Source organism: Kitasatospora sp. NBC_00070, from assembly GCF_045041205.1.
Taxonomy (GTDB): domain Bacteria; phylum Actinomycetota; class Actinomycetes; order Streptomycetales; family Streptomycetaceae; genus Kitasatospora.
In genome coordinates, this window is the sequence record NZ_CP108247.1 from 7,163,142 (window position 1) to 7,175,958 (window position 12,817).

A 12,817-nucleotide genomic window follows, 5' to 3' on the forward strand; every position below is an offset into this window, starting at 1 on the left:
GGGGCGTCGGATGACCCGTACCGTGATCCGCGGCGGCCTGGTGATCACCGCCGCCGAGGAGATGCACGCGGACGTGCTGGTCGAGGGCGAGCAGGTGGTCGCGCTGGCGTCCACCGGCAGCGAGGTGGCCGACGGCTGGACGGCGGACCGGGTGATCGACGCCACCGGACAGTACGTCATCCCCGGCGGCGTGGACGCCCACACCCACATGCAGCTGCCGTTCGGCGGCACCGAGGCCAGCGACACCTTCGAGACCGGCACCCGGGCCGCCGCCTTCGGCGGCACCACCACCATCGTGGACTTCGCGGTCCAGTCGGTCGGCTCCTCGTTGCGGGCCGGGCTGGACGCCTGGCACGAGAAGGCGGCCGGGGTCTGCGCGATCGACTACGGCTTCCACATGATCCTCGGGGACGTGAACGAGGCCAGTCTGAAGGAGATGGACCTGCTGGTGGGGGAGGGGGTGACCTCCTTCAAGCTGTTCATGGCCTACCCGGGCGTGTTCTACAGCGACGACGGCCAGATCCTGCGGGCCATGCAGCGCGGCGCCGACAACGGCGGGCTGATCATGATGCACGCCGAGAACGGCATCGCGATCGACGTCCTGGTCGAACAGGCGCTGGCGGCCGGGAAGACCGACCCGCGCTACCACGGCGAGGTGCGGCGCGAGCTGCTGGAGGCCGAGGCCACCCACCGGGCGATCAAGCTGGCCCAGGTGGCGGGCGCCCCGCTGTACGTGGTGCACGTCTCGGCCGCCTCGGCCGTGGCCGAGCTGGCGAAGGCGCGGGACGAGGGCCTGCCGGTGTTCGGCGAGACCTGCCCGCAGTACCTCTACCTGTCGACCGACAACCTGGCCGAGCCCGGCTTCGAGGGGGCCAAGTACGTCTGCTCCACGCCGCTGCGCCCGCGCGAGCACCAGGCCGCGCTGTGGCGGGGGCTGCGCACCAACGACCTCCAGGTGGTCTCCACCGACCACTGCCCGTTCTGCTTCGTCGGGCAGAAGGACCTCGGGCGGGGCGACTTCTCGAAGATCCCGAACGGCCTGCCGGGTGTGGAGAACCGGATGGACCTGCTGCACCAGGCGGTGGTGGAGGGGAAGTTGACCCGGCGCCGGTGGATCGAGATCGCCTGCGCCACCCCGGCCCGGATGTTCGGCCTGTACCCCAGGAAGGGGACGATCGCGCCGGGCGCCGACGCCGACCTGGTGGTCTACGCCCCGACGGCGGTGCAGACCCTCTCGGCCGCCACCCACCACATGAACGTCGACTACTCGGCGTACGAGGGCAGGCAGCTCACCGGCAAGGCCCGCACCGTGCTCTCCCGGGGCACGGTCGTGGTCGACGGCGACGTCTACCTCGGCCGGGCCGGCCACGGCCGCTACCAGCCGCGCTCGACCTGTCAGTACCTGTAGGGCCTGTCTGACCATTCCCGTCGGGTCCGGCCCGCCCGGTGCGCACGCTCGCCGCACGGCCGAAACGCCCAAGTAGCTCCGCTACGAGGGCGTCCCGGCCGCACGCCGATCGCACGCACCGAACGACCCGGCCTGATCCGACGCGAATGGTCAGACAGGCCCTTGAGGAGAACCAAGTTGGACATCGGCCTCGTACTCCAGACCGACCCGCCCGCCCGGCTGCTGGTCGAGCGGATGGTGCGCGCCGAAGCGGCGGGCTTCACCCACGGGTGGACCTTCGACTCGGTGGTGCTCTGGCAGGAGCCCTTCGTGATCTACAGCCAGATCCTGGCGCAGACCTCGCGCCTGACGGTCGGTCCGATGGTGACCAACCCGTCGACCAGGACCTGGGAGGTCACCGCCTCGCTGTTCGCCACCCTGAACGACATGTTCGGCAACCGCACGGTGTGCGGGATCGGGCGCGGCGACTCCGCGATGCGGGTGGCCGGCCGGCGGCCGGCCACCCTGGAGCGGCTGTCCGCCGGGATGCACGCGATCAAGGAGCTGGCGGAGGGCCGGGAGACCGAGGTGGACGGCACCCCGATGCACCTGCCCTGGGTGCGGCCCGGCGCCGAACTCCCGGTCTGGATGGGCGCGTACGGCCCGAAGGCACTCGACCTGACGGGACGGCAGGCGGACGGCTTCATCCTCCAGCTGGCCGACCCCTACCTGACCGAGTGGATGGTCAAGGCGGTGCGCACCGCCGCCGAGCGGGCCGGGCGCGACCCCGCCTCGATCACGGTCTGCGTGGCCGCGCCCGCGTACGTCACCGCCGACGACTCGCCCGAGGCGCTGGCGCACGCCCGGGAGCAGTGCCGCTGGTTCGGCGGCATGGTCGGCAACCACGTCGCCGACCTGGTCTCCCGCTACGGCGAGCACTCCGGCCTGGTGCCGGAGGCGCTGACCGACTACATCCGGGACCGGCACGGCTACGACTACGCCCACCACGGCCGCTCCGGCAATCCGGACACCGCGTTCGTACCGGACGAGATCGTCGACCGGTTCTGCCTGATCGGCCCGCCGCAGGCGCAGCTCGCCAAGCTGCGCCAACTGCGGGACCTGGGGGTCGACCAGTTCGCGGTGTACGCGATGCACGACGCGATCGAGGCCACCATCGACGCGTACGGCGCGGAGGTGATCCCCGCCCTGTGACGCGCCGGGAGCCCCGCAGGCGGGGTGCCTGCGGGGCTCCTGAGCGGGGGTCAGAAGTAGATGTTCCAGGTGACGCTCACCGAGGCGGACCTGCCCGCGCCGTCGGTCACGGTGAGGGTGCTGGTGCGGAAGCCCCAGGTGGTGGGTGCGCCGGTGACCAGCCCGGTGGCCGGGTTGAGGGTCAGGCCGGCCGGGAGGCCGACCGCCTTGAAGGTGTACGGGGTGGTGCCGCCGGTGGCCCGGAGGGCGAGCGAGACCGGCTTGCCGATGTAGGCGGTCTGGCTGCCCGGGTTGGCGAGCACCGGGGTGCCGCCGCCCTGGCCGGCGCTGACCGTCCAGCTGAAGCCGGTGGAACCGGCCCGGCCGGCGCTGTCGGTGGCGGTCACGGTCACCGAGCTGCTCCCGGCGGTGGTGGGGGTGCCGGTCACGGTGCCCGTGGCGGCGGCGATGGCGAGACCGGCGGGCAGGCCGGTGGCGGTCCAGGTGTACGGGGCGGTGCCGCCCTCCGCGCTGTTGCGCAGCTCGACCGCCGTGCCCAGGGCGGTGGTCCGGTCCGAGACGGCCGCGACGGTGACGCCGTCGGGCTGCGGGGCGGCCACCACCACGGCGGCGCCGAACCGGGTGAGCGCCTCGTTGACGGGCTGGAAGATGGTGAACTTCTCGCCGCTGCCGGAGGTGCAGGTGGCGCTGCCGCCGCCGGAGTGCAGGCCGACCGCCTTGCCGCCGGTGGCGGTGACGTAGGCGCCGCCGGAGTCGCCGCCGGCCGAACAGGCGCTGGAGTAGGAGAGTCCGTCGACGACCACGTTCCCGTAGTCGACGCTCTGGTCGACCTTGGTCACCTCGCCGCAGCGCAGGCCGGTGGTCTGGCCGGAGCGGCAGATCGCGGTGCCGACCACCGCCTCGGCCGAGCCGGTGACGGTGATGTCGCCCTGCCCGTAGCCCGCCACCTTGGCCGCGACGTTCCAGCCGGGCTGGTCGACGTCCACGATGCCCATGTCGCCCTCGCGGGCGTTCACGCTGCCGACGCCGCCCCGGTTGGAGGTGCCGACCCGGGTGCCGTCCTTGCCGTACGCCGCCTGGTCCGCGTCGTTGGTGCAGTGACCCGCCGTCAGGAAACCCTTCGCCCCGCCGCTGGTACGGGTCACCGGGAAGCCGATCGAGCAGGGGCTCTCGGTGCCGGGGGTCCACTTGTCACCGCCGACCACGTCGGCCTGCTGCCGGGGCGCCTGGTCGGAGACGCTGACCCGGACCAGGTCGCCGAGCGCCCCGAGCCGGGTGAGGAAGGCTTCGGTGGCCGCCGTCCGGCCGGTGGCGGCGACGGTCACCTCGATCCGGTTGCCGCGCACGTCCGGGCCCCAGGAGTGGACGCCGGGCACGCCCGGGCCGACCAGGGCGGTCACCGCCCGTGCGGTGGCCGCGAGTTCGGCCGGGCCGTGGGCGACCAGGCGCGGCACGGCACCGGCCGCCCGGGCCAGCGCGGCGTCGGACTCGCCGGTGACGGCGGCGTTCAGCCGGCCGGTGGCGGCGTCGAACCAGAGACCCGCGACCCGGTCGCCGATCCGGCCCCGGACCAGGGTGGCCGCGTGCGCCGCGGCGCTCTCGTCGGCGACCCGCTCGCGGGCCTGAGCGGCCGTCAGGCCGAAGTCCCGCTGGACGGCCGCCAGGATCCGGGCGGTGGTGGTGTCCGTCGGCGGTGCGGCGGCGGCGGGCAGGGCGTTGAGACCGGCCAGCGCGAGGGCGGCGGCGAGACCGGCCAGCAGGGGCCGGTGGGGAAGAGCACGCACGGCGGGGTTCCTCTCGTGGGGGTACCGACCGTTGGTCGGTTGCGGGGCCCGGGCCGGGGCCGGTGGGGGGCTGCGAGGCACTGGCCGGGGTGGTGAACACGGTGGCCCGCCGGGCGGTCCGGCGGCATCGGAGGAATCCCCTGCGTCCCGGACCGGCCATGAGGGGAAACCCTTGCCGCGCCTGCTCCGGCCCCCAGACCGTTGCCGGCGTCGGCGGAGCCGCATACCGTGCCGTGTCGTGGCAGTACAGCTGACGTCCGCGCAGGCCGGAGCCGCCGCCTCGTGGCCCGCCGCCCTGGCGACGGCCGCGCGGGCGCTGGACGAGCACGGCCGCCTCGCGGTGACCGGGCCGTGGGGCTCCGGAAAGACCAGCCTGGTCGCGCAGTTGACCGAGGCCCGGGGCGCGCAGGCCCCGACGGTGCTGCGGATCAGCCCGGCGGACGGCGACCAGGAGCTGGCCTTCGGCGCGGTGGCGCAGCTGCTGGCCGGCTGCCCGGCGCCGCTGCTGGACGCCCTGCCGCCCAGCCGGGCCGCCGTGGTCGACCGCCTGCTGCACCGCAGCCCCGAGGGGCCGCTGCCGGGCGGGGAGCTGCCGGCCGCCCGGCTGACCCTGGCCGAACTGCTCGGCACCGGCGGCCTGTTGCTGGTGGTGGACGGTGCCCAGTGGCTCGACCCGGCCAGCGCGGACCTGCTCGGGTACGCGCTGCGCACGGTGCCGGCCGAGCGGCTGCGCGCGGTGGTCACCGAGCGCGGCACCGGGGGAGCGCCGACCGCGGCCCGGCTGCTGGGCGGGCACCCGGCCGAGGTCCGGGTGCCCGACCTGGATCTGCCGGAGACCTCGGCCCTGCTCTCCCGGCACGGGCTGCCCACCCGGTGGGCCGCGCTGCTGCACCGGCAGTGCGGCGGCCACCGGTTGCTGACCTCCTTGTGCTGCACGGCACTTGCCCAGCAGCCGCCGTCCGCGCGCGGCCGTCCGATCGTCCCGCCGGAGGCCCGGGAGGCGGCCGAGACCTGGTTGGCCGCACTGCCCGGACCGGTCCGGAGCACCCTGCTGGCGGCGGCGCTGGCCCACCGGCCGACGCCCGCGCTGCTGCTGCGGGCCGGGTGCGAGGAGGCCGAGGAGCACCTCCGGCAGGCCCGGCGGGCGGGCGTCCTGCGGGCCGGTCCTGGGGTCCGGTTCACCGCCACGCTGCTGGCGGAGGCGGCGTCCTGCACCGCGGGCCGGGCGGCCCGGTCCGCCGTGCACCGCACGCTGGCCGCCGCCGTGGACGATCCGGTGCAGGTGGTCCGGCACCGCGCGCTGGGCCATCAGGGCGGTACCGAACGGGAGTTGGCGGAGGACACCGAGGCCGCCGGTGAAACCGCCCGGCAGGGCGGGGACCGGGAGCTGGCGGCCGAGCTGTTCCTGCTGGCGGCCGAGCTCACCCCGGCCACCGGCGCCGGGCTGCGGCTGCGCCGGCTCGGCTCGGCCGCGCGGGAGGCGGCGGTCGCCGGGCGGACCGACCTGGCCTGGCAGGTCGCCGACACCGTGTCGGCCGCCCGCGCGGGGGCCGAGCACCAAGTCCCCGCCCTGCTCGCGGTGGTGGACGCGCACAGCCAGGCGCTGGCCGCCCTGGACCCGCTGATCGCCCGCTGCCGCGAGCTGGCCGGCGCCGATCCCGGCCTGCTGGCCGCCGTCGAACTGCGGGCCGCGATCGCCGCCAACGTCACCCACGGGGCGCCAGGGGAGGCGCTCGGGGCGGCCGCCCGGGCGGCCGAACTGGCCCACCGGAGCGGGCAGTCGGGGCTGGAGGCGGCCGCGCTGACCATGCGGGCCCGGATGGAGCGGGTGCTCGGCCGGGACGACGCGCCCGCGACGCTCGGCCGGGCGCTGGCGCTGGCGGTGCCCGCGCACCGGTTCGGGGTGCGGAACAGCGCGCAGTACCTGGCAGCCCGGCACGCGGTCTTCGACGACCGGCTGCCCTGGGCCAGGGAGCAGCTGACCGGGCTGCTCGCGGTGGCCGAGCGGCACGGCGACACCGAGGACCTGGTGGACATCTGGCGCAGCCTGGCCGAGGTGGACACCCGGCTCGGCCGCTGTCCGGACGCGCTGGCCGGGGCCGACCGGGCGGTGCGGGTCTCGGTCTCGGCCGGGCTCTCGCTCGGCCCCGCCTGGTACACCGCCGCCCTGGCGCAGAGCGTCGGCGGCTCGTTCCCGGCCGCGCTGCGGTACGCCGCCTGCGGGGCCGGGGCGGCCGAGGAGGAGGGGGACGCCCTGCACCTGGCGCGGAACCTCTGGGTGCTGGCGGCGGTCCGGCAGCACGGCGGGGACAGCGCCGGGGCGGCGGCCGGCTTCGCCGAGCTGGCCCGGCTGGAGGGTGGTCCCGCCGCCGATCCCACCATGTTCCGCTGGCAGCCCGACGCGATCGAGGCGTTCGCCGCCGCCGGCCGGCCCGACCTCGCCCGGGAGCTGCTGGCGCAGGCCGGGCCGGCCGTCGAGGCCCACCCGGGTACGGCGGCGGCCTGGAGCCGGGCGCGCGGGGTGCTGCTGGCCCGCACGGGTGCGGGGGAGGAGGCGGTGGCGGTGCTGCGCCGGGCGGCGGACGGCTTCGGCGGCAGCGGGCTGCCGGTCGAGCAGGCCAGGACGCTGGTGGCGTGCGGCCGGGTCGAGCGGTCGCGCCGTCGGCAGGCCGCCGCCCGGGCCGCCTGGGAGCAGGCGGCGGGCCTGCTGGCCGAGGCGGGTGCCCGGCCCTGGCTGGAGCTGACCCACGAGCTGCTGGCCCGGCTGAACGGCACCGGGGCGGGCAGCGGTACCGCGCCGGTGGACGAACTGACCGGCACCGAGCGGCGGTTGGCCGCCCTGGTCGGCGGGGGTGCGAGCAACCGGCAGGCGGCCCAGCAGCTGTTCGTCTCGGTCAAGACGGTGGAGGGCACCCTGAGCCGGATCTACCGCAAGCTCGGCATCCGCTCGCGTACCCAGCTGGCCGCCGCGCTCGCCGGGCGGCCGTCCTGACGGAGCGTCGGCTCCCCGGGAGGGCCCGTCGCGGCCCGAGTTGATTGTTTCGTGGTCCGTTGATGGCGACCAACCGGGCGCTCTGTTGAACTCGGTGACGAGCGGACACCCGGCACCCCGGCCCGCGCCCTCCGACCGGCCCGATCCAGCCGGTTCCCGACAGACCAGGGGAATGAACCGTGAACAGTGAGCTGCTGGTTTCCGACGCGACCCATTTCCGGGTCGACTACGAGATCAACCCCTACATGCACACCGAGATCCAGCCCGACCTGGCGGCCGCGATCGCCGAGCACGAGGCCATCGTGGCGGCGCACCTGGCGGCCGGCCGCAAGGTCGAGTTCGTGCCGTCCGCGCCGGAGTGCCCGGACATGGTCTTCACCGCCAACGCCGCCGTGGTCCGGGGCGGTCGGGCGATCCTGGGCAACCCGCCGCCGGAGCGCAAGGCGGAGGTGTCGTACTTCCAGGAGTGGCTGACCTGGCGCGGGTACGAGGTGATCGAGGTGCCCTACGCGTTCAGCGGCCAGGGCGACGCGCTGGCCTTCGGCGACCTGCTGCTCGCGGCCCACGGCCAGCGCACCGACCAGCGGATGCTGGCGGTGCTGGCCGAGGAGCTGGAGTACGAGGTGGTGCCGCTGCAGACCGTGAGTTCGCGCTGGTACGACCTCGACCTGGCGGTCGGCGTGGTCGGCCTGCCGAACACCCTGGCCTACTGCCCGGCGGCCCTCGACGCACCGAGCCTGCGGCGGCTGCGCGGGCTCGGGGCCGAGCTGATCGAGGTGTCGGTCGAGGAGGCGGCGAAGTTCGCGCTCAACCTGGTCGGCGACGGCACCACGGTGACCATGACCAAGGGCGCGCCGCGGCTCGCCGCCGAGCTGCGGGAGCGCGGCCTGCGGGTGATCGAGCTCGACACCACCGAGCTGGCCAAGGGCGGCGGCGGGGTCCGCTGCACCGCCCTGACCCTGGACAACCCGCCTGCGAGGACGTCGTCCTGACGCTGCGGCAGGCAGCGACACCCGAGGCAGCGGCCTGACCCCCAGCGGGAGCGCCGCAGTCCTAGATTGAGCTGCCGATCATCTCTACCAGCCCGGGAAGTGCAAGGAATGACCGAACGATCCCTGTGGATACGCCGTACCGCCGGCGTACTGGTCGCGCTGTTCGCGGCCCTGCTGATGGTGCTGGGCGGTGCGGGCAGCGCGGCCGCGCACGCGGCGCTGGTCTCGACCGACCCGGCGCAGAACTCGGTGGTGCCGTCCGCGCCGAGCGCCGTCACGCTCACCTTCAGCGAGGGCGTGACGCTCAGCGCCGACTCGGTCCGGGTGCTCGACCCGGCGGGGAAGCAGGTCGACGCCGGCGACTCCGGGCGGGCCGACGGCAAGGGCGACACCGCCCGGGTCTCGCTCCGCGGCGGTCTCGCCGACGGCACCTACACGGTGGCCTGGCGGGCCGTCTCGGACGACTCGCACCCGGTCAGCGGCGCGTTCACGTTCTCGGTCGGCGCGCCCTCGGCCACCGTGGTGCCGGCCGACTCGAACCAGGGCGTCAAGACGGACGGTCTGATCTCGTTCCTGTACGACACCGGCCGGGTGGCGGCGTACGTCGCGTTCGCGCTGCTGGTCGGCGCGGTGGCGTTCGTCCTGGTCTGCTGGCCGGCCGGGGCGGCGGTCAAGCAGGTGCAGCAACTGCTGGTCACCGGCTGGCTCGGCCTGCTGGTGGCCACGGTGGTCCTGCTGCTGCTGCGCGGCTCGTACGAGCGGGGCAGCAAGATCGCCCAGGCGGCCGACCCGGCGCTGGCGCACGTCTCGCTGGACGGGCGGATCTACACCGCGCTGGCGGTCCGGCTGCTGCTGCTGGTGCTGAGCGGGGTGTACCTGGCCATGCTGGTCGGCCAGGCGGGCCAGCCCGGCGAGGAGCCGCTGTCCCGGCCGGCCCGGTCCAAGCTGGGCCTGACCGGGGTGCTGCTGGCGGTCGCGCTGGCGGCGACCTGGGTCGGCACCGACCACTCCGCGGTGGGCATCCAGGTCTGGCTGTCGCTGCCGACGGCCGTCCTGCACCTGCTCGCGATGGCCGCCTGGCTGGGCGGGTTGGCGACCCTGCTGACCGGGCTGCGGCAGGGGGTCGAGGCCGCGAGCGTGGAGCGGTTCTCCAAGGTGGCGCTCGGCTCGGTGACGGTGCTGGCGCTGACCGGGGTGTACCAGTCCTGGCGCGGTGTGGGCTCCTGGAGCGCGCTGACCTCCACCGACTACGGGCGGCTGCTGCTGATCAAGGTCGGGTGCGTGGCGGTGATGCTCGGGGCGGCCTGGTCCTCGCGCCGCTGGGTGGCCCGGCTGTGGACCGACCCGCTCTCGGACGGCGCCGCCGCGCGGTCCGGCCTGCGGCGCTCCGTGCTGGTGGAGGCGGGCGTCGCGGCGGCGGTGCTGGTGGTGACCACGATGCTGACCAGCGCCCCGCCCGGGCGGGTGGCCCAGGCGGTCGCCGCGCTGCCGCCGAACTCGGCGGCACCGGCCGCGCCGGGCCGGGCGGTGGAGCTGAGGCTGTCGTACGACACCGGTGGCCGGACCGCCAACGCCAAGGGTGCCGCGACCGTGGGCGTCGCCCCGCCGGCGGTCGGCAACAACACCGTCCGGCTGGCCTTGGACGGCCCGGACGGGCAGCCGGTGGAGGTCGCGGAGGTCGAGCTGACCTTCACCCTGCCCGCCCGGGACGTCGGGCCGCTGACGGTGGCTCTGCAGGCGGAGGGGACCGGCCGTTGGACGGGCACCGTGCAGCTCCCGCTGGCGGGTGAGTGGGTGGCCTCGCTGACGGTCCGTACCTCCGACATCGACCAAGCAACGTCCGTGCAGAAATTGACGATTGGGAGCTGAGCGAAGCATGGGATCACGCACCGCCGGACCATGGTCCGAACCTGACAAAGTGGAGGACCAGCGCTATCCGGATGGGAACCGGGGCGAGCACTCTGGCCAGGTGATTCGAAACAAGCAGATCTGGCCATGGATGATTGCGGCCATCGGTTTCGTCGCGCTGGTCGGCGCGGCAGGCTTCCGGGCCACCCCGGGCGCACTGGTGGAGCCGCTCAAAGAAGAGTTCGGTTGGTCGTCCGGCATCATCGGACTGGCCATGTCGGTCAACCTCGCGCTCTACGGCATCACCGCACCGTTCGCCGCCGCCCTGATGGAGCGGTTCGGCGTCCGCAAGGTGACGGCCGGTGCGATGACCCTGATCGCGCTGGGCAGCGGTCTGACCGTGTTCATGACGTCGGCGTGGCAGCTGGTGATGCTCTGGGGCGTGCTGGTGGGCCTGGGCGCCGGATCCATCTCGCTCGGTTTCGTGGCGACCATCGGCACCCGGTGGTTCGTCAAGCGCCAGGGGCTGGTCACCGGCATCCTGTCGGCGGGCGGCGCGACCGGTTCGCTGATCTTCCTGCCGCTGGTGGCCTCGCTGACCGAGACCTCGGGCGGCTGGCGGACGGCCGCGATCGTGGTGTCGCTGGTGGCGCTCGCCACGGTGCCGCTGATCCTGCTGTTCTTCCGCGAGCACCCCGCCGACCTGGGCATCCCGCCGTACGGCGGGGACGAGATCGTGCCGGTGCCGGCCCCCACCGGCAGCGCCGCCAAGCTCGCCGTCGACGGCCTGCGGAAGGCCGCCAAGACCCGGACGTTCTGGCTGCTCGCGGTCGGCTTCGCGATCTGCGGCGCCACCACCAACGGACTGGTGGCCACCCACTTCATCCCCGCCGCCCACGACCACGGCATGGCGACCGTCACCGCGGCGGGCCTGCTCGCCATGATCGGCATCTTCGACCTGATCGGCACCATCCTGTCCGGGTGGCTCTCCGACCGGGTCGACTCGCGGATCCTGCTGGCCGTCTACTACGTGCTGCGCGGTCTGTCGCTGCTGGTGCTGCCCTCGCTGTTCAGCGAGGAGATCACCGGGCCGATGGTGATCTTCGTGATCTTCTACGGGATGGACTTCATCGCCACCGTGCCGCCCACCGTGGCGCTCTGCCGGGAGCACTTCGGGATGTCGGCCGGGATCGTGTTCGGCTGGGTGTTCGCCTGTCACCAGCTCGGTGCCGCCTTCGCCGCCACGGCGGCCGGTGTCACCCGCGACAGCTTCGGCGACTACGCGCCGGCCTGGTACGTGGCCGGTGTGCTCAGCGTCGGCGCGGCACTGCTGTCGATGCGGATCAAGCGGGCCCCGGCCGAGGTCGCCCCGGAGGCTCCGGCCGCCGTGGAGCTCACGCCGGAGGAAGCCCGCAGCTGAGCACGTCCCCCTGCACCACATCCACCCTCCCCCCACGCCGAAGCGGCGTCTCCGCACCAGCGGAGGCGCCGCTTCGGCGTGGGCGCGCCCGGGTGCCGGCCGGACCTGACGGACCTTCGGGGGAGACAACGTCGCTGGTGGATGAGGTGATGGAGTCCGTTCGGTTCCGTTGACGGTCCTTCGATCGAATAGGGAGTATTCCGATGAAACCCCCTTACGAAAGGTGCGTCATGACGAACAGTCAGCAGGCCAAGGCCGTCCTCCTCCGCGAGCTGCACAAGGACGGTGTCCTGGTCCTTCCCAACGCCTGGGACGCCGGGAGCGCGGCGCTGATCGGCCAGGCCGGTGCCAAGGCGATCGCCACCACCAGTGGCGGGGTCTCCTGGTCGGCCGGCCGGCCGGACCAGCAGGCGCTCAGCCGGGACGAGATGGTGGCGGCGGTCGCCCGGATCGTCGAGGCGGTCGAGCTGCCGGTGACCGCCGACATCGAGGCCGGCTACGGGCTCGCGCCCGAGGACGTGGCGGCCACCATCACCGCGGTGATCGGCGCCGGGGTGGTCGGGGTCAACCTCGAGGACTCCAAGCCGAACTTCGAGCTGTTCACGGCCGAGGAGCAGGCCGCCCGGATCCGGGCGGCCCGGCAGGCGGCCGAGCAGGCCGGGCTGCCGGAGCTGGTGATCAACCTGCGCACCGACGTGTTCCTGTTCGGGATCGGTGCGCCCGAGGGCCGGGCGGCCGACGTGCTGGCCCGCGCGGCCGTCTACGCCGAGGCCGGTGCGGACAGCCTGTTCGTGCCGGGCCTGCTCGACCTGGCGGTGATCGCGGAGCTGGTGCAGGGTCAGCCGCTGCCGGTCAACGTGATGGCCGGTCCGGGTGCGCCGACGGTGGCCGAGTTCGAGGCCGCCGGCGTCCGCCGGGTCAGCGTCGGCACCGCCGTCGCGCAGGCCGCCTACACGCTGGCCCAGCGCGCCGCCGCCGAGCTGGTCGGCAAGGGCACGTACGACGAGCTGGCGGGCGCGCTGGACTTCGGCGCGGTGAACGGCAGCTTCAACCGCTGAGCCCGACGGCGGCCCGCGGGCCGCCACCCCCGGTCGGGTCCCGACCCATGCGGGTTGAACGGGCTGTGAGGTCCGGGCACCACGGTGCCCGGGCCTTTCCGAACCGTGCACAGCCAACCGGGAT

Annotated in this window: 8 protein-coding genes; 7 read left to right on the top strand and 1 reads right to left on the bottom strand. The window is 74.5% G+C overall.

Annotation, left to right across the window (positions count from 1 at the left end; genetic code table 11):
* Positions 1–10: 10 nt before the first annotated feature.
* Both hydA and OHV05_RS32385 read left to right on the top strand, forming a co-directional pair.
* On the top strand, positions 11–1,408 hold the full coding sequence (gene hydA, locus OHV05_RS32380) for a dihydropyrimidinase (protein ID WP_405020869.1): 1,398 nt from the start codon (positions 11–13) through the stop codon (positions 1,406–1,408).
* 177 nt (positions 1,409–1,585) lie between these two features.
* Entirely contained in the window at positions 1,586–2,599 is a 1,014-nt protein-coding gene (locus OHV05_RS32385) for a TIGR03842 family LLM class F420-dependent oxidoreductase (protein ID WP_405020870.1), read from the top strand.
* Between the two features lie 50 nt (positions 2,600–2,649).
* Here the strand turns inward: OHV05_RS32385 and OHV05_RS32390 are convergent, their stop codons facing one another.
* Positions 2,650–4,383 carry a putative Ig domain-containing protein gene (locus tag OHV05_RS32390; protein ID WP_405020871.1) on the bottom strand — a complete coding sequence of 578 codons (1,734 nt, stop codon included), beginning with the start codon at positions 4,381–4,383 and terminating at the stop codon, positions 2,650–2,652.
* Between the two features lie 238 nt (positions 4,384–4,621).
* On the opposite strand from OHV05_RS32390, the gene OHV05_RS32395 reads away from it, so the two are divergent.
* The 5 genes from OHV05_RS32395 to OHV05_RS32415 all read left to right on the top strand — a co-directional run bounded on the left by OHV05_RS32395 (position 4,622) and on the right by OHV05_RS32415 (position 12,693).
* Positions 4,622–7,375, top strand: coding sequence for an AAA family ATPase (locus tag OHV05_RS32395; RefSeq protein WP_405020872.1), 2,754 nt, complete (start codon positions 4,622–4,624; stop codon positions 7,373–7,375).
* Between the two features lie 179 nt (positions 7,376–7,554).
* A complete protein-coding gene (locus OHV05_RS32400; protein WP_405020873.1) occupies positions 7,555–8,367 on the top strand; it encodes a dimethylarginine dimethylaminohydrolase family protein in 813 nt (270 codons plus the stop codon).
* Between the two features lie 108 nt (positions 8,368–8,475).
* A complete protein-coding gene (locus OHV05_RS32405) occupies positions 8,476–10,236 on the top strand; it encodes a FixH family protein (protein WP_405020874.1) in 1,761 nt (586 codons plus the stop codon).
* Between the two features lie 100 nt (positions 10,237–10,336).
* Positions 10,337–11,635: an MFS transporter gene (locus OHV05_RS32410; protein ID WP_403043169.1), complete on the top strand. Its 1,299-nt coding sequence runs from the start codon at positions 10,337–10,339 to the stop codon at positions 11,633–11,635.
* Positions 11,636–11,865: 230 nt separating this feature from the next.
* Positions 11,866–12,693: an isocitrate lyase/phosphoenolpyruvate mutase family protein gene (locus OHV05_RS32415; RefSeq protein ID WP_405020875.1), complete on the top strand. Its 828-nt coding sequence runs from the start codon at positions 11,866–11,868 to the stop codon at positions 12,691–12,693.
* Positions 12,694–12,817: the final 124 nt, after the last annotated feature.

What these genes read in the sequence shown, in the direction of transcription:
- hydA (WP_405020869.1), top strand. Translation starts at nt 11, where the DNA reads ATGACCCGTACCGTGATCCGCGGCGGCCTGGTGATCACCGCCGCCGAG.
- OHV05_RS32405 (WP_405020874.1), top strand. Translation starts at nt 8,476, where the DNA reads ATGACCGAACGATCCCTGTGGATACGCCGTACCGCCGGCGTACTGGTC.
- OHV05_RS32415 (WP_405020875.1), top strand. Translation starts at nt 11,866, where the DNA reads ATGACGAACAGTCAGCAGGCCAAGGCCGTCCTCCTCCGCGAGCTGCAC.